15 protein-coding genes are annotated in these 23,631 nt (G+C 44.2%); 10 read left to right on the top strand and 5 right to left on the bottom strand.

Annotated features, from left to right (window positions below):
- Nucleotides 1–15: 15 nt before the first annotated feature.
- Nucleotides 16–498 (bottom strand): YajQ family cyclic di-GMP-binding protein, encoded by a 483-nt coding sequence (locus D5I41_RS15250; protein WP_017029000.1) that lies wholly within the window; start codon nt 496–498, stop codon nt 16–18.
- Between the two features lie 13 nt (nt 499–511).
- Complete coding sequence (locus tag D5I41_RS15245; RefSeq protein ID WP_119010513.1) at nt 512–1,564, bottom strand: 3-deoxy-7-phosphoheptulonate synthase; 1,053 nt, start codon at nt 1,562–1,564, stop codon at nt 512–514.
- 275 nt (nt 1,565–1,839) lie between these two features.
- Here D5I41_RS15245 and D5I41_RS15240 point away from each other — a divergent pair, with 275 nt between their 5' ends.
- Both D5I41_RS15240 and D5I41_RS15235 read left to right on the top strand, forming a co-directional pair.
- Nucleotides 1,840–2,709 (top strand): putative PEP-binding protein, encoded by an 870-nt coding sequence (locus D5I41_RS15240; RefSeq protein WP_119010512.1) that lies wholly within the window; start codon nt 1,840–1,842, stop codon nt 2,707–2,709.
- A gap of 106 nt (nt 2,710–2,815) precedes the next feature.
- Nucleotides 2,816–3,652: a CvfB family protein gene (locus D5I41_RS15235; RefSeq protein WP_119010511.1), complete on the top strand. Its 837-nt coding sequence runs from the start codon at nt 2,816–2,818 to the stop codon at nt 3,650–3,652.
- Between the two features lie 179 nt (nt 3,653–3,831).
- Here the strand turns inward: D5I41_RS15235 and rsmF are convergent, their stop codons facing one another.
- The 3 genes from rsmF to D5I41_RS15220 all read right to left on the bottom strand — a co-directional run bounded on the left by rsmF (nt 3,832) and on the right by D5I41_RS15220 (nt 9,303).
- Nucleotides 3,832–5,262, bottom strand: coding sequence for a 16S rRNA (cytosine(1407)-C(5))-methyltransferase RsmF (gene rsmF, locus D5I41_RS15230; RefSeq protein ID WP_119010510.1), 1,431 nt, complete (start codon nt 5,260–5,262; stop codon nt 3,832–3,834).
- Between the two features lie 127 nt (nt 5,263–5,389).
- Nucleotides 5,390–8,032, bottom strand: a complete 2,643-nt coding sequence (locus tag D5I41_RS15225; RefSeq protein ID WP_119010509.1) for a PqiB family protein — start codon at nt 8,030–8,032, stop codon at nt 5,390–5,392.
- Nucleotides 8,029–9,303 carry a paraquat-inducible protein A gene (locus D5I41_RS15220; protein ID WP_119010508.1) on the bottom strand — a complete coding sequence of 425 codons (1,275 nt, stop codon included), beginning with the start codon at nt 9,301–9,303 and terminating at the stop codon, nt 8,029–8,031. Before D5I41_RS15220 ends, D5I41_RS15225 begins: the two co-directional genes overlap by 4 nt.
- Before the next feature lie 178 nt (nt 9,304–9,481).
- On the opposite strand from D5I41_RS15220, the gene msrC reads away from it, so the two are divergent.
- From msrC to D5I41_RS15180, 8 genes are all read left to right on the top strand, one after another.
- Entirely contained in the window at nt 9,482–9,955 is a 474-nt protein-coding gene (msrC, locus tag D5I41_RS15215) for a free L-methionine (R)-S-oxide reductase MsrC (protein ID WP_119010507.1), read from the top strand.
- Nucleotides 9,956–10,054: 99 nt separating this feature from the next.
- The gene (gene proQ / locus D5I41_RS15210) at nt 10,055–10,684 is read left to right on the top strand and encodes an RNA chaperone ProQ (protein ID WP_119010506.1); all 630 of its coding nucleotides are present in this window, start codon (nt 10,055–10,057) and stop codon (nt 10,682–10,684) included.
- Nucleotides 10,685–10,702: 18 nt separating this feature from the next.
- Nucleotides 10,703–12,709 carry a carboxy terminal-processing peptidase gene (gene prc, locus D5I41_RS15205; protein WP_119010505.1) on the top strand — a complete coding sequence of 669 codons (2,007 nt, stop codon included), beginning with the start codon at nt 10,703–10,705 and terminating at the stop codon, nt 12,707–12,709.
- Nucleotides 12,710–13,035: 326 nt separating this feature from the next.
- The gene (locus D5I41_RS15200) at nt 13,036–13,695 is read left to right on the top strand and encodes a hypothetical protein (RefSeq protein ID WP_119010504.1); all 660 of its coding nucleotides are present in this window, start codon (nt 13,036–13,038) and stop codon (nt 13,693–13,695) included.
- A gap of 242 nt (nt 13,696–13,937) precedes the next feature.
- Nucleotides 13,938–16,541, top strand: coding sequence for an aminopeptidase N (gene pepN / locus D5I41_RS15195; protein WP_119010503.1), 2,604 nt, complete (start codon nt 13,938–13,940; stop codon nt 16,539–16,541).
- Nucleotides 16,542–16,803: 262 nt separating this feature from the next.
- Nucleotides 16,804–21,648, top strand: coding sequence for an NAD-glutamate dehydrogenase (locus D5I41_RS15190; RefSeq protein WP_119010502.1), 4,845 nt, complete (start codon nt 16,804–16,806; stop codon nt 21,646–21,648).
- Between the two features lie 46 nt (nt 21,649–21,694).
- Nucleotides 21,695–22,705: a quinone-dependent dihydroorotate dehydrogenase gene (pyrD, locus tag D5I41_RS15185; RefSeq protein WP_119010501.1), complete on the top strand. Its 1,011-nt coding sequence runs from the start codon at nt 21,695–21,697 to the stop codon at nt 22,703–22,705.
- Between the two features lie 160 nt (nt 22,706–22,865).
- Nucleotides 22,866–23,408, top strand: coding sequence for a cell division protein ZapC (locus D5I41_RS15180; RefSeq protein WP_119010500.1), 543 nt, complete (start codon nt 22,866–22,868; stop codon nt 23,406–23,408).
- Nucleotides 23,409–23,631: the final 223 nt, after the last annotated feature.

Below are 23,631 nucleotides of genomic sequence, written 5' to 3'. Positions count from 1 at the left end.
AGACTTTACTGAAAGTTAGTCTCTGAAGTTCTCATATTGGAATGGCTGACCAAGGTCTGAGCTCTTGATTAGTGCGATAGCTGATTGTAGGTCGTCGCGCTTTTTGCCTGTAATACGAACTTTCTCACCTTGGATACTCGCTTGAACCTTAAGCTTGGCGTCTTTCACTGCTTTAACCAGTTTTTTGGCCATTTCTTTATCGATACCTTGCTTAAACAGCACGGTTTGGTACCAGTTCTTGCCTGATGCTTCTTCTTTTTGAGAATCCATTGTATTGACGTCGACACCACGCTTGGTCAAATTACCACGCAGAATGTCACGCATTTGTTGCAGTTGGAATTCAGCCTCAGCGGTCAGCTTTACTTGCTCATCTTTGAATTCAAAGCTGGCTTGTACGCCTCTGAAATCAAAACGGGTAGCAAGTTCACGATTCGCGTTTTCTACCGCGTGTCGCACGTCGACAACTTCGATTTCTGAAACAATATCAAATGAAGGCATTTACTTCTTCTCCTTAAAGTTGTGTTTTAACAGCGTCTGATAAAATATCCAGCATCTCTACTGTGTGTGCCCAGCTTAGGCATGGGTCAGTGATAGATTTTCCGTACTGCAGTGCAGAAAGGTCGTCCATTGGCTGATTGCCTTCTTCGATGAAGCTCTCTGCCATGATGCCTGCAACGTAGGTGCTGCCTGATTTTATCTGACTTGCGATTTCTTTTGCTACGTCTAGTTGTTTACGGTGCTGCTTTTGGCAGTTCGCGTGACTAAAGTCGACAACAAGTCGTTTCGGCAAGCCTACTTCGCCAAGCGCATTACAAGCGTTCTCTATTGATTGTGTATCAAAGTTTGGTCCAGTGTCGCCACCGCGTAAGATCACATGACCGTGAGGGTTACCTGAAGTGCGATATACCGTCATACGCCCATTTTTATCCGGCGAATAGAAGTAGTGTGAAGCCTTAGATGCGCGCACTGCGTCAATAGCGATTTTTACGCTGCCGTTTGTGCCATTCTTAAAGCCTACAGGACAAGATAACGCAGAAGCCATTTCACGGTGAATTTGAGATTCAGTTGTACGAGCGCCAATTGCGCCCCATGAAATAAGGTCAGTAATATATTGGCCTGTGATCATGTCTAAGAACTCAGTTGCGGTAGCCAGTCCTAGTTTGTTGATATCTAGAAGTAGCTTACGCGCCTTGTTTAGGCCGGTTTCTAGTGCGTATGAGCCATCTAGATTCGGATCCGTAATCAGGCCTTTCCAACCGATGATGGTGCGGGGCTTCTCAAAGTAGGTTCGCATTACAATGAATAGTTGGTCTTTGTATTGGTCCTGAATTGCCGCTAGACGACCTGCATAATCCATCGCCGCTTCTGTATCATGAATAGAGCAAGGACCAACGATCACGAGCAGGCGCTTATCTTCGCCTTTTAAGATAGCTTCGATTTGGCGACGAGATTCCTCAATACGAGCTGCAACATCAGCGGTAAGAGGGTGATTTTGAGATAACTCAGCTGGCGTTGGCATTGGACCGAGTGGTTGAGTGCGCAACTCATCAGTTTTTAGAGACATAATTTTGTTTTCTTCTTATAGCGAAATTGGGCTAAAGATAGCGGAATTACGAGAGGGAATAAACTTCATTACCCAAAAATAGAGAAATTCTTAGTTATTTGGCTAAGAAATGCACGCTAAAGAGGGTTATGAACAGTGAGCAGCATCCTTAGTCAGCGTAAGGGGGTTACTCAGTATTTTTCTTCGCCTAAATTTTCGGTTAAGTATTTGAATCGTCGGTGTGAGGTGGTATTTTGAATCAGATAATAGCTACTTAGATCTAGAAAGGGACGCAAATGCCAAACACGCTAAATTCGGAAATTATATTAGGCTCTTCGTTGCAACAAGTTAACGACACTGCAGAGCATGTATTGCTGTCTATTGGGGATGTCATTCAAGAGCGCGTGTTCTTTCATCCTGCACTTATTGGCCAAGACTCTACGCTAACTGATGCGGACAAAATGGCCCTTGACGCTGTTGTGAACGGTCAAGATCTAAGAGAGTTCTATCTAGAAGTTCTAAACGAAACGGCAAAAGATCTTAAGCTAGTTGAGCATAAGCGTGTACGCGTGCAACTGAGCAATTGCGATAGCAATTCTTTATCTACGTTGATTGCCGGCAGCTTAGAAGAGCAAGAGCTAAACCCTATGCTGGGAATGCGGGGCGTTTCGCGTTATGCCTCAGACTTTTATAAATCCAGCTTTGCGGTTGAGTGTCAGTTCATTAAGGGCCTCAGAGAGCAAGGCGTTGCTGTAGAGATTGTTGTTCCCTTTGTGCGTAGCTTGAGTGATGCCGCCAAGGTCATCGATAATTTGGCAGAGCAAGGTCTACCTCGTGGATTAAACGGCCTTAAGGTTCTATTTGGCGCTGACACGCCGTCCTCTGTGTTGCTTTCAGAGCGCCTATTAAAGTACTTCGATGGTGTCTGCATCGACCTAGCTTCACTTACACAGCTTACTCTCGGCGTGGACAGGAATAACGAAGCGGTATCAGCTGGCTACAATGTGGAACATGAATCAGTCACTGAGTTGCTATCACTGGTACTAACACAAGCCAATGCGGCTCGTAAGCCTGCGATTTTGATTACAGAAGACTTGGCAAGCAAAGCGAAACTGCAAGAGTTTTTGCTAGAGCATCCACAATGTGACGTTATTAATTTAGATTAAGTAACGAGTGCTAATCCTTTGTAATGTGCAAAGTGCTAGAAAAGTCTTTGTATTGTTGGGGTAAGGCAATACAATCGTCGCGATATCGTCAAACTCGAGTAATAATATGATTAAAATTGGCCAACTTAACTCACTTAAAATCACCCAAATCACTGACTTTGGTGTTTTTCTAGACGCTTACGATTATGGAAGCGTGCTTTTGCCTAAAAAACAGCTCAGTGAGGAGCATGAAGTTGGTCAGATAGTGAAAGCCTTTCTTTACTTTGATTCCGACAACGAACTTTGCGCTACGCGTGAAAATCCTATCGCACAAGTAGGCGAGTGGGGCTTGATGGAAATTACCAGTATCAACGCCACGGGTGCATTTGTTAACTGGGGTATCGAAAAGAAAGATTTGCTGGTTCCTTATAGTGAACAACGTGCTCGTTTTAATGAAGGCCAGACAATATTAGTGTATGTCTACACTGACAATGCCAGCGGTCGTATCGTCGGCACCACTAAGTTCAACAAATGGCTTGATAAAACGCCGCATCATTATAAAGCGAATGACCAAGTGGAACTGTTGATCGCTGAACGCAGTGACCTCGGCTACAAAGCCATTATCAATGGTGAACATTGGGGCATGATTTTTAGCTCGGATGTCATTGGTAAGCTGTTCATCGGCAAGCGCCTTAAGGGCTACATTAAACAAGTACGTGATGACGGCAAGATTGATTTGTCATTGCAGAAAGTTGGTGTCGCTAAGATGGATGATCTTAGTGAGAAAGTGGTGGATCTACTGAATAAAAAAGAGGGCTTCCTGCCTCTTAATGACAAGTCTTCTCCAGATGCCATCTTTAAGGTGTTCCGCACCAGTAAAGGCACATTTAAAAAGACGATTGGCGGGTTGTACAAAGCAGGATTGATTACTATCGAAACTGATGGAATTCACTTAGTAAAATAGTGAATTTCTGCCAAAAAATAGCCTAGGCTATCCTGACCTAGGCTTTGGGGAATGGCTCTATGTAAGAGCCTGCGCTAACCGATTAATTGGAATAAGTTTAGTACACTAAAGCGCTCTTGCCACACAAGAGCGCCTATCTTCAAACACTAAGTTGCAGGCTTCTACTTCATCTCTATGAATTAGAACAAGTTATTGTCTCTAACCATTTCTCTTGGTAATCCATTCTTTATGCGATTACCCACCCATTTTCCAATACCTATGGTCACACCATCGTAGCGAACCAGTACTTCACCTTTACTAGAAGGAACCTCTGGTCGAATATCGCGCCCCATGTACCATTCACGCGCATCATCTATGGTTAGGTCCACGGCATTGTCTTCGTTGTGTTGACTCATAGCGACAACGCCTTGGTGCTGCCAGCGATATCCTTTTTTATGAGTTTCGGCGAGTTTGATACCAATACGTTGAAAGCGCATTTGGTCGAGTAGGGGTTCTATCAGTACTGGGAACAACCATACTTCATTATCTCGTTGCCATAAGGAAAAGTTGTCCGATATCTGAATCCCTAAGGCTTCAATTAATGAGTTTGTGACAATGTCACTGTCCTTGTTGGACATTCGTTGAAAAGGAAACTTACCTAAGCGCTTTTTCACTTTTGGCGCAGTTACTGAGCCCGTCTTTTTGAACTTAGCAATAAAAAAGCCTTCACAGTCATAGATTTGGGGATATACATGAATATATCCCTCTTCTGTTAGTGACAGAGAAGCATCGGGGAAAAGGTCATCTAAGGATTCAACTTCAATAGAACCGATGAAGGTTTGCAACAGGTGATCGACCACGTGCTGGTTTTCTTGGTGGTTTAGCGTGCAGGTTGAATAGACAAGTGTTCCACCTGGCTTCAAGGCGTGAAAGGCACTCTCTATTAAGTCTTGCTGAGTGTTGGCAATCTCTTCAACAGAGGACAAACTCCAGTTCTTCATTGCGTCTGCGTCTTTACGTAACGAACCTTCACCAGAGCATGGCGCATCGAGCAAAATGGCATCAAAGGTTTCTGGAAGCCAAGGACCAAACACACGAGCATCAAAATTGGTCATTGCCATGTTGCCAATGCCACAGCGCATTAAATTACCAAACAGTATCTTGACTCGGCTTGCTGAAAATTCATTGGCAACCACTAAGCCTTGTTTGCCCATATTGGCGGCAATCTGTGTGGTCTTTGAACCCGGCGCCGCGGCCATATCCAATACTCGAAAATTAGCATCAACGGCGAGGTCATCGAATAGTGCCGTTACTGGCATCATAGAACTGGCTTCTTGAATGTAAAATAGGCCTGCAAGGTGTTGGCTGGTATTGCCTAGTGACGTGGTAGACTCATCGACGTTATCAAGCCAAAAGCCTTCTTTGCACCAAGGTACCGGTGTTAATGTCCAGCCCATTGTTAATGCCTGCTCTTTAAAATCTTCAACGGAGATCTTCAGAGTATTGACTCGAATGCTGCGTTTTAAAGGACGCTTACACGCCTCTAGCAATTCATCTAGTTTTAGGTGTGAAGGCATTTGTTCTTTCATAAGTTGAACAAATTGCTCCGGGATATATACGTTTTGATGCAAGGTAGGATTCCTGTGAGAAAGGCGAGCATGCGAAGTGTAGCAATGCTCGCTTTATCTTGAAAGTGTATAGCGTTGAAAGAGGAGAGACGCGTTGCATTGATAGCGTCTCTCTTCTAAGAGAACCCTTCTAAGGTTTAGGAATCGCGGTGCGCCATTCCAGCCAAGCGGGTTCAGCCTTTTTGTACAGGTAGAAAGAACGCTCTGCTTTTGCCATTGGTAGCAAATTCTGCTGTTCCGGTGTAGTAAACGCAATACCCCCCTTAAGCAGACTATCAACAGTCCCAGCCTTTACGTTTGCGCCGCTTAAGCCAATAGAGACATCTAGGCCTGATACATTCCAGAACAAAGAGTCTTGTCTCACTAAATAGGCGTAGTCTTTATCCACTTTGATAGTGATGATGATTCGATCGGCGAGTTCGCCCAACTGAACGTCGCTAACGTAGCCGACTTCCATTTCACGGTAGAGGATAGGGGTGTTTTTTGATACCGAGCCTTTGATTTCACTCTGCAAATAAAAGGTGACGCCATCTTCTAATGGTGCTTTTTGCAGTAGGGTGAATTGATTTTTCTTGGCACTGTCTTTACCCGGTTTCACTTCAATGGTCGGAATGATAGCGCTGGCTAGATTCTTAACGCCACTCAGGCTGATCTCAGGGTTCACGAGCCAAAGTTGGGTACCCTTAACGGCAATCTTGGAAACATACTGAGGATAGATGCGTGCGAGCATTTCAACGCCGGATTTTTCAAATAGCGGCGACACAAGAGTAATCTCTCCCACATCGACACCTTGATATTTGATCTTGGTTCCCTTGGTCACAGTGGCATTATCAGCCGCATTTATGCGTATGATTTTTCCAAACTGGCGAGCGTCATCTTGATTAGGGTAAAGCTTATAGTGTTTGCCCAGTTTATTCTCAACACCAGGCAAGGTATCAAAGGCGATCCCCCCTTGTAGCACTCGAGATAAAGGGGCTGCTTTAACAGATACGCCCGATAGACCCGCGTCAATCTCTACACCAGAATGGTTCCAAAAAACGGTATTGCTGTTGATAAGGTGATGGTATTGATTATCGAGCTTTATTTTTACTTCCATGCCCGAGTGTCCTAGCTTGTAATCCAATACCTGCCCCACGACTAGGTTTCTGTACAAAACAGGCGTTCCAACGTTTACAGGGGGCATCTCAGAAGCGAGAAGAGAAATTACCTGGCTACCGGACTTAGTGTAAACGGCAAGTTCGGCTAACGCTTCGCTGGAATAGAGCGTATAGCTTGAACTAACGGACTCGCTGCCTTCCCGAATAAAGCTGATGCTTCCCGCCAAAAGGTGCTGAAGGGGAGGTACGTTGACGTTCAGCTCGCCAGCATCAAAACTTGCTGATACTGAGCTCGATACAAAGAAGCGGTTTTTAGAGCGAATCAATGCACGATACTGTGAGTCAATCAGTACGTTAACTTTGACACCATTGTCATGCAATTGTGACGACGTAACGTGACCAATTTGAATGCCCTTGTAAAGCACTGCCGATCCATTGGCTAATCCAAAGCTATGCTCAGCCATTAAAGACAATGCTAGATTTCCACTGTCTTGAGTGTTGAGTTCGTCTTGCTTAACGGCTTTAAATGAGCGGGTTGCTTCTCCATCCCCAGGTAATAAGGTCAAAAAATTGCCAGTTACAAAGTTACCTAGGTTTTCAACGCCTGTTAAAGACAGGGTTGCCTCTTCAAGAAGAAATTGAGACCCTGAATTCAATAGGTCGTGATAAGCCGGTTCAACGGTGGCTTGAGCGATGATGTCTTGTCGATCTTTACTGAGTTGCACATTGGTGATTTGACCGATTTCAATGCCTCTGTAAATAAGAGGAGCCCCTGTTGGCTTGATATTGTTGTCGTCTGGAAGGGTTATCTTGATAGGAATACCGCGACCGGCGGTTGCGAGATCAGGATAAAGCCTAAATTCAGTGTCGGACTCTACGTGATGGCCTTGAGCAGGAGAGTCGACGGCTATACCGCCTCCAATCAATGCAGCAAGACTTTCAACTCTGACGTCAACGCCATCGAAACCGACTTTTGCATTGATGCCCGATACATTCCAAAAACGACTCTCACTGGTAATGATGTGGTCATACTCTTCGTCTATATAAGCGCGTAACACAACGGATTTCCCATCTTCATCGAGACTAAAGCTGTAAACCTCACCAATCGGTATTTTTCTAAACAGGATCTTTGATCCGACGTTCACAGAGCCAAGGTCCTTGCTTCTAAGAGTAAGGCGTAAACCTTCTGAACTGCCGCTGTGCAAGTCCTGTGGGGCCTTAGACAGTGCAGCGAATGTCTTTGGAGGAGTATTAAAGCCTTTTGTCGCACTTTGTATCGCGATGTAGTTACCTGAAACAAGCGCATCCAATCCAGATACCCCAGATAGACTGGCGGTGGGTTTGACTAGCCAAAACTGGGTGTCTTCACCTAACAGCTGTAGTGCATCAGAGTAGAGCTCAGCATCTACGTAGATCCCATTGAGGTCTTCAGCCAGTTCAAGCTTACGCACCATCCCAACTTCGAGGCCTTGAAAGCGAATGGTTGTGCGCCCCGCGATTAAGCCTTGTGCATTGGCAAAATGAATACGGACTTGCTGTCCTGCTTCGCTGATGCTTTTGTACATTAGCCAACCACCAAGCAGTAGCGCCAAGATAGGCAGTGCCCAAAGCGGTGAGAGTCCCGTTGAGCGCTTCACCTTAGGAGTCGGTAGGGGTGAGTGATTTTGTTCTGTCATGAAAAAGTGTCACCAGTTGAGATTGAATGCTTATAAGTATGATTTTTCCAAATCAAACGCGGATCTAATGCATCCGCAGAATACATGGTAAAGACAACTACGATGCCAAATGCGACCGCGCCATAGCCGGGTGTGAAATTAAGAACTTGTCCTCTATCTACTAAGGTTAGCATGATAGACATAACAAAGAGGTCCACCATCGACCATTTCCCTATCCATTTTACTATATAAAACAGCATCATACGCTGTCTATGAAAAACCGTGCGCTTGAAGTGAATACAAAGTAGTAGATAGAGGATACCGAGTATCTTGGCGACGGGTACCACAATACTGGCAATAAAGATGATGATTGCGATTACTAGCATGTCATTGTTTACTAGGGATATTACGCCAGAAAAAATCGTATCCTCGAGGCGAGCACCATTGGTAAACAAAATAGAAATTGGGATTACGTTGGCTGGTATTAAGGCGATAGTGGCAACAATCAAGTAGGCCCATGTAGCTTGCAGGGACTGTTTAGCATTGCGCTTCATTTTATTGTGGCAACGAACGCAATGCTCGGTATGAGTCTGTACTAAATGACATTGAGGGCAATCGTGTAACTGGTCAGGGGGTATTGTGGAACTGATTGGGCGCTCTAGGTTTTGAATCTCATCCAGTCTTTGCCAGTACTTGCGTGGACTTACGCGCAATACTAATGCTAAGCACGCTAACTGGAGCACAACTAATACAGGCAGCGCTAAGCCAAAAATAAGATCACTGTAATCGGTGAGCTTGAAGCAGCAAATTGCGATGCTGACAATGTACACGTCTATCATCATCCAATGCTTAAGATGATAAATGCCGTACATACTCCAGCGCATCAGCGGTGTGTTGTTTTGCTTGAGGGCAAGATTGGCAGTAATGACACAGACGCAGTGAGCAAGGGGAACTAAGAAGCCGCAAAAAAGAACAAGAAACCCAACAAATGCAAAGCCTTCATCAATCAGTAAGAATACGCCGTCAAGCAGTGTGGCGCTGATGTACTCTCCAAAAAGACGTATTGATAGAAAAGGGTAGAGGATAACAGGGATGAAGAGCAAAAGGCCCACAGTGGCTAGGGCAACATCTCCGGAGCAAGAGTGTCTATGACCACGGTAGAGCTGTGTGTCACATCGAGGGCAATAGGCGTCTTGGCTTTCATTGATAGGTGTTGAAGACACAGCTAATCCGCACCCCTGACACAGGCGCAGTTCAGAATTACTGGTAATTGCATTGTGAGTTGTTGCCATGCAGTTTATCGTACCTAGATTATGTCGGTTGCTACGCTAGCACATTTGTTGCCGTAGGTGGTTTAGATTCAATGATTTATCGGTTACAGTTTGCAGTATATACGCAATCTTGGATATTGAGTCCTTTTGTGAAGGATTTCAAAGAGTTTGGTTACAATTTCAATATAGGTAACAAAAAGTGGACATCAAAGACTACCAAAGGGTATCGCTACAAGTTGAAGCATTAATTAGCGGTGAAAGTAACCTGATCGCAAACTTAGCGAATATCAGTGCAGTACTGAACATGGAATTGGCGAACATTAACTGGGTAGGTTTCTATCTAAAAGAGGGCGACCAATTAGTACTGGGGCCTTTCCAAGGCAACCCGGCGTGCGTTCGTATTAATTGGGGTAAAGGCGTCTGTGGCACAGCAGCAGCAACCAATACGGTTCAGCGCATTAAAGATGTACACCAGTTTGAAGGGCATATTGCCTGTGATGCAGCCAGTAATTCAGAAATTGTTATCCCATTTTCAATAAATGGCGAAGTGGCGGGTGTGTTAGATATCGACAGCCCATTGCATGACCGATTTAGCGAAATTGACGAACAAGGGTTAGTATTGTTGATGGATATGGTCGAAAAATTGCTCAATGAGCCAATTAACTCTAAGTAAAATACCACTCGGGTGTGGTTTTTACTTGTCATGTCTTTATAATAGCGCTGAATATTATTGAGAATCTCGCGCAAGAGTCGCGTTTAATCAGGAACCCGCATGGAAAACACCGAAAAATTAAAAACCAGTAAAGAAGTGATTGCTTATATTGCCGAATGCTTCCCTAAGTGCTTTACTTTAGAAGGCGAAGCTAAGCCACTGAAAATTGGTATTTTTCAGGATTTAGCAGAGCGTCTAAGTGAAGACTCTAAAGTGAGCAAGACTCAACTTAGAGCTGCACTAAGACAGTACACTTCATCTTGGCGCTATCTACATGGCGTTAAAGCTGGTGCGACACGTGTTGACCTAGATGGCAACGACTGTGGCGTACTAGAGCAAGAACATGTGGACCATGCGCAACAAGCACTTGCAGAAAGCAAGGCTCGCGTAGCGGCTCGCAGAAAAGAACAGGCTGATAAAGCCCGTGAAGAGCAAAAAGCAAAACGCGCTCAAGCTAAAAAAGCAGCTCCGGCTCGCAAGCCTAAGCCAAGAGCAGAAAAACCTAAGCAAGCCCCAGTGGAAACACGTGCATTGAACAGCGATGAGATCTCTGTTGGTAACAATGTTAATGTGAACATGGGTAAAGGCAACATGGCTGCGACCATTGTTGAAGTAAACAAGGACGACGTGCGAGTGCAACTCAATAATGGCCTGCAAATGGTCGTTAAAGCGGAGCATCTTCGCGCTTAAAAGGAGCTTATCCTGCGAATGAAAATGCGTTCAAAGATTACGCTGATTGCGGCTAGCGTTATGCTAGCTGCTTCTGCAAATGCTGTCGAAGCAAACCTCACGGTAAAAGACTTACCTGTTCTCACCCCTGAAGTTCAGCATCAAACTGCTGCTAAACGAGTGACTTCACGTTTTACTCGCTCTCATTACAAGCAATTCAAATTAGACGATCAGTTTTCAGCAGAGATTTTCGACCGATATCTCAATATGTTGGATTTTAGTCGCAACCTATTTACTCAATCTGAAGTCGATGGTTTTGATACCTATCGAACACAGCTAGATGATTCTTTAAAAGAGGGTGATAACACCATTGCGTTTGAGATGTATAACATTTCAATGAGAAAGCGCTTTGAACGTTATGCTTATGCCCTTGACCTTCTTGATGATGAAATCAAATTTGATGTTGATGAATCTATTGAGCTAGATCGTAGCGAAGAAGCGTGGCCGACAGATTCGAAAGAAATTGACGAGCTGTGGCGCAAGAGAGTGAAGTACGACGCGCTTAATCTGGCTCTGACCGATAAAGAATGGCCAGAGATCAAAGAGATTCTGACGAAACGCTACAACAATGCGATGAAGCGAATTTCACAGTCTCAAAGCGAAGACGTCTTTCAGTTATACATGAACGCATTTGCTCGTCAGGTAGATCCTCATACGAGTTACCTTTCTCCACGTAATGCCGATACTTTCCAATCTGAGATGAATCTATCTCTAGAGGGGATTGGCGCGGTACTGCAGATGACTGATGACTACACGGTCATCCGCTCATTAGTTGCTGGTGGTCCAGCTGCGGGCAGTAAAGAACTCGGTGAAGGCGATAAAATTGTTGGCGTTGGACAAGATGGTAAAGAGATCGTCGATGTCATTGGCTGGCGTCTTGATGATGTTGTTGATCTTATTAAGGGACCAAAAGGTACCAAGGTTAACTTACAAATCTTGCCTGATGGTAAAGATGCTAAAACTCGCGTCGTCACTATCGTTCGCGATAAAGTTCGCTTAGAAGACAGAGCGGTTAAGTCTGAGATCATTGAAAAAGACGGTAAGAAGTTTGGTGTTCTTGAAGTGCCTAGTTTTTACGTGGGACTTTCCAAAGATACTGACAAGTTGATTACCGAACTTAAAGAGAAGAATGTTGATGGCATTTTAGTGGACCTACGCAATAACGGCGGTGGTGCATTAAGTGAAGCAACGGCGCTCTCTGGGCTGTTTATCACCAGTGGTCCTGTAGTGCAGGTGAGAGACAGCTATGGCCGTATCAATGTTAACGCAGACAATGGCAATGCCATTAGCTACGACGGTCCACTGACGGTATTGGTCAACCGTTATAGCGCATCGGCTTCCGAAATCTTTGCGGCTGCGATGCAAGATTACGGACGTGCGGTTATTCTTGGTGAAAATTCGTTCGGTAAAGGTACGGTACAGCAGCATCGCTCGCTAAACCATATCTATGATCTGTTTGATAACGAATTAGGCTATGTACAATACACCATTCAAAAATTCTATCGAATTGACGGTGGCAGTACGCAAAACAAAGGTGTGATCCCTGACATTCATTATCCAACGCCTATCGACCCTGCTGAAACAGGTGAGAGTGTGGAAGATAACGCATTACCTTGGGATAGTATTGAGCCTGCTCAGTACACCAAGCTGAGTGATGAGTCAGCACTGATCAAGAAATTGACCGACCAACATGTCAAGCGTATTCAAAATGACATGGAATTTGGTTTCATCGAAGACGATATTGTTCGCTATAAAGAAGAGAAGGACTCAAATGCGCTTTCTCTGAATCTTAAGACTCGTGAACAAGAGTCTGAGAAACGCGAAGCACAACGTCTTGAGCGAATTAACGAGCGCCAAAAAGCGAACGATGAAGAGGCCTTTAAGTCACTAGACGATGTACCAAGTGATTATAAAGCGCCTGATGCTTATCTCGATGAATCAATTTCAATAATGGTTGATATGTTGTCTGATACCTCGAGCAGTTAGCATTGCTGAAATATACGATGTAAAAGGTGGCTTATTAGCCACCTTTTTTTATGCTGTTATTGTTTTCTTGATAAATAATACCAATCACACTAAGTAAGTGATCAGAAATAACGCAGGAAAAATGCTCGAGAACAAGGCAGAATTTTTCGATAAGTAGTTATTCTACAATCAAAAATTCTAACACCGTTGTCGAGCATTTTAACAAGTTAGAATGACCAGTTAATTAGTACGATTGGTATAATAAATGTGATTTAGATCAAAATTCTTCGCATTATCGTAGAAGAGTACCTAAGCTTTAATTGTTTGGGGAAAACTAAGGATTAATGATGCGCAGAATTTTGTTTATCTTCTTCTTGGTCGCGCTACAGTCATTTAATGTCAGTGCTAATGAAAATAAAGAACCGAGTTTTGACTATCCGTTTTTGTTAGGGGAATGGTACATCACTAATCCTGCTCCGGAGTCTACACAGGATGACTTTTTAACTATTCGACTGAGCTTTGACTCAAACTATTATTTTACAATCGACATTCAGAAGAAAGACTATTCTGTAGAACGCTGGGAAGGATTGTACAACGCCAGTGACGATACCGTTGTACTCGGCCTGAACACATCAACTCCGCAAATTTACGCATACAAGACTACTCACAATCGCCTGAATCTTAACGGCATAACCTTTCATAAAGCGCTGTCGAAACCTCTCGCAGGCATTTGGTCAAGCCAGGTACTGGCGGGCGAAGATATCCTTGCTAGTAAGGTTCAAAAATTGGATCTGATACTTCAGCCAGACTTTGTGTTTATGTTTCGTGCCAGTGGAGAACAAGGCCAAGAGTCCATCAAACGCGGCATCTATTACATTGAAAACGAGCACTTAGTGTTGCTCTATGAAAACGGCGAAACCCAATCGAGCTATAGTTTAAATGACGACACACTGACTCTGTCCGGTACAGGCACAGATATGTACGCCGAACTGGCGCGAATGCGGTGAATCTTGTTTCAGGAAAAGGCACCGACAAGGTGCCTTTTTTATGTCGTAACGATTGAATAAAGGGCAGACATTGCTAGGTAGATTTGATTGACGAAGTCTAGATTGAGCGCTAAATAACCAAGACCGGATATAAGTTCTATCTAGGCTACAAATTATTAAGCTCGAACGTGCCTAACACTTGTAATTTTTGTAATAAAAATAGACCCTAAACCCTCTACAACATCATTACATAGGAAGTAGGAATGAAAGACGCAGCTCCTGTTCAGCCTGTCGCTAAATATCGTAAAGACTACGCAACCCCTTCTCACAATATCGATAGCATCGATCTGGTATTTAAACTGCATCAAACGCAAACAGTGGTGGTTGCAACATCGACGGTTTTGGCCAACGACGATACGACACGTTTAAGCTTGGTTGGGGAACAGCTGAATCTCAAAGCACTGCACATCAATGGCGTTGATTGGAGTGACTATGAATTGAATGATGAAGGTTTGATTATCTCAAACTTACCGACTCAATTTGATATGGCTATCACCACTGAACTCAATCCATCTGCCAACACTGCGCTTGAGGGGTTGTATCTTTCAGATGGCGCGTTTTGCACTCAATGTGAGGCAGAAGGTTTCAGGCGCATTACTTACTTCCTTGATAGACCGGATGTATTGGCTAAGTACACCACCACAATAGAAGCAGACAAAGCTGACTTTCCATTCCTACTCAGTAACGGTAATAAGATCGCAGAAGGCGAACTAGAAAATGGTCGTCATTGGGTGAAATGGCAAGACCCGCACCCAAAGCCAAGCTACTTATTCGCTTTAGTAGCCGGTGATTTTGACCAATTGGTCGATAGCTATACTACGCGCTCTGGGCGTAAAGTCGCTCTAGAGATTTTTGTTGATAAGGGCAACCTTAATAGAGCTCATCATGCGATGCTCAGCCTCAAAAATTCCATGAAGTGGGACGAAGAGCGGTTCGACTTAGAGTATGACCTTGATATCTACATGATCGTAGCGGTAGATTTCTTTAATATGGGCGCGATGGAGAACAAGGGACTTAATGTCTTCAATTCAAAATATGTCCTTGCGGATCAAGCCTCTGCAACAGACAAAGATTACCTAGGCATCGAAGCCGTTATTGGTCATGAGTATTTCCATAACTGGACAGGCAACCGAGTCACCTGCCGTGATTGGTTTCAGTTAAGCCTAAAAGAAGGTTTAACGGTATTTAGAGACCAAGAGTTTTCTAGTGATCTGGGTTCTCGTCCGGTAAACCGAATCAATAACGTGCGCATTATTCGTGGCCCACAGTTTGCCGAAGACGCAAGCCCAATGTCGCACCCAATACGTCCGGACAAAGTAATAGAGATGAATAACTTCTATACCTTGACCGTATATGAAAAGGGCAGTGAAGTGATTCGAATGATTCATACCTTGTTGGGAGAGGAAGGATTCCAATCCGGCATGAAGCTGTATTTTGAGCGTCACGATGGCACTGCTGCGACATGTGATGACTTTGTCGCGGCAATGCAAGATGCCTCTGGTGTTGATTTGAGCCAGTTTAAGCGTTGGTACAGTCAATCAGGCACGCCAACCGTAACGGTTACCGATGAGTACGACGCGACTAGCAAGACCTACACCCTAAATGTTCGTCAATATACGGCGCCAACTGCCACTCAAGAAGAGAAGTTGCCTCTGCATATACCGTTTGATATTGAACTGTATCGCCAAGATGGCTCTGTTATTCCACTAATCATCGATGAAAAGGAAGTAGGGTCACTACTGCACATTACCCAAGAATCGCACCGTTTTGTATTTGAGCACGTTGACGAAAAGCCAACCCCTTCATTGCTTCGAGAGTTTACCGCTCCTGTGAAGCTAGAATATGACTATTCGGAAACTCAGTTGGTTCAGCTGATGAAGTGTTCTACCAATGAAGTCTCGCGCTGGGATGCGGGGCAGACACTACTGTCTCAATACATAAAGCATGCGGTTACCGAGGGAGTCGATATTGAGCTCTCTCTTGATGTGATTAATTCGTTCAAAGCCTTGCTCCTTGATGAGAGCTTAGACAAAGCCTTTGTTGCTGAAGCGTTAACATTACCTCCTCATAGTGAAGTCAGCGGTTGGTTTGAAACCATAGATATTGATGGCATTTCAAAGGCGCTTAAACAGCTTAAGCTAGCACTTGGCAAAGGCCTTGAGAACGAACTGTTACTCTCTTATCAATCACTGAATGGGGGTGAGTATGACATTTCCCATCAAAGCATTGCTCAGCGCGCTCTTCGTAATACCTGTTTAGGGTTTCTATCGTGTTTAGAAGAACATCAGCATCTTGCGAAGCTGCAGTTCGAAGCCAGCGATAACATGACCGATACCATAGGGGCACTTTCGTCGGCAAACCAATCTGATCTAGAAAGCCGTGACGTCCTGATGAATGCGTTTAGTGAACGCTGGAGTCACGATGGATTGGTGATGGATAAGTGGTTTATGCTGCAAGGTTCAAAGCCGAGTTCGAATGCGCTATCTGTAGTGAAATCTGCCATGGAGCACAGCGCATTTAGCATGCAGAATCCTAACCGAGTTCGCAGTGTATTGGGTTCATTCTTTAACAACCCTTACGGCTTCCATGCTATAGACGGCAGTGGCTATCAATTTGCAGGGGAGATGCTAGCAAAATTGAATACAAGCAACCCGCAAGTCGCATCACGTTTAATAGACCCAATGCTTAAATTCGCCCGATACGACGAGCAACGAAAGCAAATGATGCGCAAAGAGTTAGAGGTATTGCGCGATACGCCTAACTTGGCGAAAGATTTGTTTGAAAAAGTAGAAGCTGCACTTAAATAATTACATAACAAACAATTGCTTATGAATGAAAAGGCTTAGCATGACGCTAAGCCTTTTTTTGTTCTATATTCAAGGGAAAGATTTGCTTATTAACAGTTTCGTCACATATTGAAGATTTTTAGAGAATGCGCCTTTAATTATGTAACGATGATGAAATAAAAAACCTACAATAGCGCCAATAGGCAGATTTATCTGCTTGTGTGACGTGATTTACTAGCCTTGCATTAACATAACAATAAAAATCTCTGACGGAGTGTGCCCCATGAATGCACGTGAACCCCTAGTCCCTGTACTACTTGAAAAAGTCTATCAACTGATCGAAGACAAGCTTGATCCCGCTCATCAAACTGTAGTGACTAAGCTTGCGCAACATCTATTTAGCAATATCTCGCATGATGACCTAGTTTCTCGAAATGAGTCTGATTTGTATGGCGCTGTGGTAAGCCTCTGGCAACATATGAAAGAGAAGGATCTGGATGATTTATCGGTAAAGGTATTTAACCCAACCTTGAGCCGACATGGCTGGCAGTCAACGCACACCATAGTTGAGATCATCTTACCCGATATGTCCTTCTTGGTTGACTCCATTAAAATGACACTGTCACGTATGGGACTATCCAGTCACATAATGTTGCATGGCCCAGCCAAGCTGCACCTAAAGAATGGCAAAGTGTTTGATATCAACAACAAAACCCTCGATGGCCAACTGCAGTCGGTGTTCCATATTGAGGTGGATAGACTCTCTAATAAGAGTCAGATGGATGATCTGCAACAAGAGTTAGAGAGTGTCGTTCGCGATACACATTCGGTTGTGAATGATTGGCAACCTATGACAGACGCCTTAAAGAAAGTCGTTAAGCAGGTGAAGGGACTTGAAAAAGTTAAAGGCATAGATAACAAACATGTTGAAGAATCCCTCGAGTTTTTGAATTGGCTAGGCGATCACAACTTCACTTTGATGGGGTACAAAGAGTACCGACTTGTCGAAGTTAATGACGAACAAATCCTAGAGCCAACAGAAGAAGCTGGGCTAGGTTTGTTTACCGATCAATCTCGCGTACGCGCGACTAAGCTTTCTAATTTTTCTGAGTCTGCGAGAGAAGAGGCCACTAAGCCGTATATCCTCATTCTAACTAAAGGCAACCGTCCATCTCGTATCCATAGACCTGCTTACAATGACTACATAGGTATTAAAACCTTTGATAAGCAAGGTAGAGTCATTGGAGAGCATAGATTTACCGGCCTTTATACTTCAGCGGTATATAACCAAAGCGTTGAGAGCATTCCTTTAGTCCGCAACAAAGTAGCGCGTATTCTAGAAGGCAGCGGCTTTTTAAAAGGGTCGTATGCGTTCAAAGCCCTACACAACATCTTAGAAACCTATCCTAGAGATGAACTGCTACAAGCCAGTGAAGAAGAGCTTTTGCACATAGGGATGGGCGTAGTGCAGATGCAAGATCGAGACATGATCCGATTGTTTGTGCGTAAAGACCCGTTTGGTCGCTTCTTAAGCTGTATGGTGTATGTGACAAAAGAGCGTTATAACACCGAGCTTCGACGCCAAACTCAACGCATCTTCAAGCGCGCATTCAACACAAACCAAGAAGTAGAGTTTACCACCTACTTTTCTGAAAGCCCGCTTGCTCGCACTCATTACATTGTGCGTGTTGAAGACAGTAACCTGACCTTCGATACCAAGAGCATTGAACAAGACTTGATGGAAGCGTCGTCTACGTGGGGCGATAGATTAGAGCAAGCGGTAGTGTCTAGTTTGGGCGAAAGTCGAGGCTTACCTATTGCTAAGCGCTATATGGAAGCCTTCCCAAGATCGTATCAAGAAGCGGTGCTACCCAATGCGGCCGTTGCGGATATAGAGCGTTTAGAACTCTTAAATGAGTTTAATCAGCTTGGAATGCTTTTCTACAGACCACAAGAAGAGCTAATCGATTCAAAGGTAGTTCACCTTAAACTCTATCATAAGCACTCGCCAATTCATTTGTCAGATGTGATGCCTATGCTGGAGAACTTTGATCTAAGAGTCATCGGCGAGTCTCCTTATCAAGTCGAGACCAAGAATGGTGAGACCTATTGGATCTTGGACTTCTCTATGCTGCATAAAGGCAGTAATGCGGTTGATTTTAATAAGGTCAGAGACCGTTTCCAACAAGCGTTTGCCGGTGTATGGAAAGGGGAGCTAGAGAATGATGGTTTTAATCGACTCATTCTAGGTGCGGGTCTTACCGGTGTGGAGACCACAATCTTACGTGCTTACGCTAAGTATATGCGCCAGGTTGGTTTTCCTTTCAGTCAGCACTACATTGGAGATACGTTAGCCGCGCACCCTAAGCTTGCCAATAACCTGGTGACGCTGTTTGAAAAACGCTTCCTTCCAAAAAATAACGGTGACGATGCCTCTCAGTTGAAAGTGATCAAGCAGATCAAAGATCAACTAGAGAAAGTAGAGAGCCTCGATGATGATCGTATCGTGCGTCGTTATGTAGAGATGATACGAGCAACGCTACGTACCAACTACTATCAGCAAACCAAAGATGGCGAGCGCAAGCCGTGTTTGGCATTAAAACTCAGTCCTAAGAAGATCCCTGAGATCCCGAAACCTGTGCCAGAGTTTGAGATGTTCGTATATTCGCCAGACGTAGAAGGCGTGCATCTTCGCGGAGGCAAAGTCGCGCGTGGCGGTTTACGTTGGTCGGACAGACAAGAGGATTTTCGAACCGAAGTGCTGGGCCTAGTGAAAGCGCAGCAAGTTAAAAATACGGTGATTTTACCTGTCGGAGCAAAAGGCGGCTTTGTTTGTAAAAAACAACATACGCTGTCGGGTAGAGACGAGATCTTTGCCGAAGGACAGCGTTGCTACCGCATGTTCATCAGCTCTTTGCTCGATGTGGCTGACAATATTGTAGAAGGCAACTTAGTACCGCCAACCAATGTTGTTCGTCACGATGAAGATGATTCATATCTGGTTGTAGCTGCGGACAAAGGCACCGCTACGTTTTCTGATATCGCCAATAGCGTGTCTGAAGACTACAACTTCTGGCTGGGGGATGCATTTGCTTCTGGCGGTTCAAATGGTTATGACCATAAAGTCATGGGTATTACGGCAAAAGGGGGGTGGGAATCGGTCAAACGACATTTCCGTGAGTTAGGCGTGAACTGTCAAACAACAAACTTTACGGTTATTGGTGTGGGTGACATGGCGGGTGACGTGTTTGGTAATGGCATGCTGTTGTCTAAACATATCTTGCTGCAAGCAGCGTTTAACCACCTTCATATTTTCATTGATCCTAATCCGGATGCCGCAAGTTCCTACAAAGAGCGCGATCGTTTATTCAATACGCCGCGAACAGGTTGGGATGACTATGATAAGTCTCTGATTTCAAAGGGTGGTGGCGTTTTCTCTAGAAAAGCAAAATCAGTGACACTGTCACCTGAAGTAAAGGCAATGTTAGGCACAAGTGAAGACGCGCTGGCGCCCAATGAACTTATAAAGCATATTTTAAAGATGCAAGTGGATCTATTATGGAATGGCGGCATCGGCACCTATGTTAAATCGAGCAAAGAAAGCCATTCTGAAGTCGGCGATAGAGCCAATGACTCATTGCGCATCAACGGCAATCAACTCCGTGCAAAAGTTGTCGGTGAAGGGGGCAACCTCGGACTGACCCAACTTGGGCGAATTGAATTTGCGCTGAACGGGGGGCGTGTCAATACCGACTTTATTGATAATGTAGGCGGAGTGGATAGCTCTGATAATGAGGTAAACATTAAGATCCTGCTCAATGGCTTAGTGCAAAATAGTGACCTTACGTTAAAGCAAAGAAATGAAATTCTTGATTCGATGGAACAAGACGTTTCGGAAATCGTATTGCACCATGCCTATTGTCAAGCTGAGTCAATCTCTGTGACAGAAGAGCAAGGCGTTAATGGTATGAAAGAGCAAATGCGCTTTATTCACACTATGGAGAAAGCGGGTCATCTAGACAGACAACTTGAATACATTCCTGATGATGAGCAGCTTCAAGAGCGAGAAAAGCAGGGTGTTGGCCTGAGTAGACCTGAACTCTCTGTGCTGGTGGCTTATGGAAAAATGCTATTAAAAGAGCAGCTTGCCACTGATGCGATCGCAAATGATAAATATCACTCTCGTATGCTGGTGGAGTACTTTCCTGATAGGTTACGACGTAACTATTCTGCAAGTATGGATTCTCATCCACTACGTAGTGAAATCATTGCAACGGCACTTGCTAATGAGATAGTTAATGAAATGGGATGTAATTTCGTTACCCGTCTTCAAGAAGAAACAGGCGCAAGTGTTGTTGATATAGCGAATGCCTTTGCTGCGTCTAAAGAATTGTTTAAGTTCTCTGAGGTGTTTAGCAACATTCGTAAACATGACAATCGCATTGAAACCGGTGTCCAATACCAACTCATGGTCGTGATACGTCGAACGTTGAGACGATTAACCCGTTGGATGCTAAGAAATCGTTCACACAATAGTAGTGTCGAACAACTGGTTGAGCGTTTCAAAGCTGACGTTGAGGTTATCGTGAGTAAGCTTGATCAATTCTTGGTGCCAAGTGAAGTGGAGCAACATCAAACCATTGCCCAGCAATGGATTGAGAAGGGCGTTGATAAATCATTGGCTAATTACTTAGCCAGACTTTCAAGCCTGTACTGCTGTTACGATATTTCCCTAGCGGCAAAAGAGTGTGGTACCACCATAGAACGCACTGCAAAACTCTATTTCTACTTAGGTGATAGATTGTCTCTACATTGGTTCCTTGATCAAATTAATAATCAGGTAGTGGATAACAACTGGCAGGCATTAGCTCGAGCCGCCTTCAGAGAAGACCTCGATTGGCAGCAACGTCAACTGACTGTGCAAGTGTTGAAATGCAATTGTGGCGATTCACCTCTTTCAGAAGAAGAGACCATTGAAAACTGGATCGTCAGCAATCGTATCGCATTGCAACGTTGGGAGAATACCTTGAACGAGTTTAAGGTGGGTAATGTGCATGAATTTGCTAAATTTTCCGTTGCTTTGAGAGAGTTGATGCTTTTGAACTTGAATTGTGAAGCTACAAAGTAAATAATACAGCCCCGTTTACACGGGGCTTTTTTTTATCGGAGGCACAATGCTCTACCGTCTTGCCAGAACTGGCTTATTTCAATTCGACGCCGAAACGGCGCACGATCTCGCAATTAATTATCTTCCAAAAATTACCGGCACTCCTCTCGATCTTTTCTATCGTCAAAAACTGCCACATCGTCCTGTTGAATGTATGGGTCTAACCTTCAGAAACCCAGTGGGTTTGGCTGCGGGTCTAGACAAAAATGCAGAATGTATTGAAGCATTCGATGCGATGGGCTTTGGTTTCGTAGAAGTGGGTACAGTGACACCACGTCCGCAGCCAGGTAATGACAAACCTCGTATGTTCCGTTTGCTAGAAGCGGAAGGCATCATCAACCGAATGGGTTTCAACAATCTAGGTGTTGATGCGCTAGTCGAAAATGTTAAGAAGGCCAAATTTGATGGCATTCTTGGTATTAACATTGGCAAGAATAAAGATACACCAATCGAAGAGGGTAACAGTGACTACCTGATTTGTATGGAGAAAGTGTATCAGTACGCTGACTACATCGCAGTCAATATTTCTTCACCGAATACACCGGATCTTCGTTCACTTCAGTATGGTGAGGCATTAGACTCACTCCTTGGTGACTTGAAAGCCAAACAAAAAGAACTTAATGAGTTACACGGTAACTATGTACCTGTTGCTCTTAAGATTGCTCCAGACTTGAGTGATGATGAGGTTGTTCAGATTTGTGATTCACTGCGCAAGCACTGCATTGATGGAGTAATCGCGACTAACACTACGTTAGACCGTACCATCGTTGCTGGTATGAAGCATGCAGATGAAGCGGGTGGTTTAAGCGGTCGCCCAGTGCAACTGCGTAGTACTGAGGTTGTCGCTAAGCTGCATCAGGAGTTGGGCGATGAGATCCCAATTATTGGTGTTGGCGGTATCGATTCTTACGTTTCGGCAAAAGAAAAGATGCAGGCTGGTGCTAAATTGGTGCAGGTTTACTCGGGCTTTATCTATAAAGGCCCCAACTTGGTTAAAGATATCGTTAAGAATCTGTAATCAATTTGCAGTAAAACCAACTGTTTAGCTAAAGAGAAGGGGAATTGTTTTCCCCTTTTTTTTTCGTCTCCTGTTAGTAGAATTATCGGAAAGTAACGTGGACCCTGCAAAGGGATGGTGTAGCGCCTTACTTAAACCGAGTTTAAAACAGGACAGAGTTATGCTTAAGCTAAGCGATACATGGAATTGGTACTACGACGAGGATAAATCCTCTCTGATGCTTGAGATTAGCGAAGACATGGTATTTCGCTCTGATCTCCCTCGCAAAGTTCTTATCGAATCTGCATTTACTCCGCAGCCGTTTTCAGTTGAAGACGCCGATATCTATCATGTATTCCAAGACTCTGTTAAAGGCCTACCTTTATCTATCCCACGACAAGCTGAACTTGTACTTAAAGCAGTGACAGTTAAGCGCTTCCATAAGCCTGTGCAGCCAAAAAGCTGGTTCTTTGAAACCCAGTCTGCAGGATATCAGCCACAGGAAGGGGAGATTGTTGAACTGCAAAACGAATACAATACTGGCCACTTTATGGTGGTGGAATCGTCAGAAACAGCGAGCATCGTCATATCAGTCAGTACGGAAGACTTTTACCTTACCGGAAGTAAAGCGATGTCGTTTTGTGAACCTATTAAGGTAATGCACGACAGAATGCGCTCAGCCAATACCATGTTCTGTCAAAGCCACATTCAAATGGTGTCCTAGCTCCCGCTAATTGCGATAAAAAACACTCACTGTTATTCCCCAAGGTCGTTTTAGAGTCTCTCTAAAGCGGCCTTTTTCTTTGCTTGAATACCCATCAAGTTGAGTAATCCCATCTCACAATTTCACTAAGTCACTCTAATTAATCCTTATTAGTGTGATGCCAGCTGTTGCAAGTGCACATTTTTTAAATTCTTTTTTGTCCTCATTACCGCTGCAACGTGCC

Origin of the sequence: Vibrio superstes, from assembly GCF_003569005.1 — a bacterium.
Classification (GTDB): Bacteria; Pseudomonadota; Gammaproteobacteria; order Enterobacterales; family Vibrionaceae; genus Vibrio; species Vibrio superstes.
This window is presented reverse-complemented; position numbering and strand designations above follow the sequence as displayed.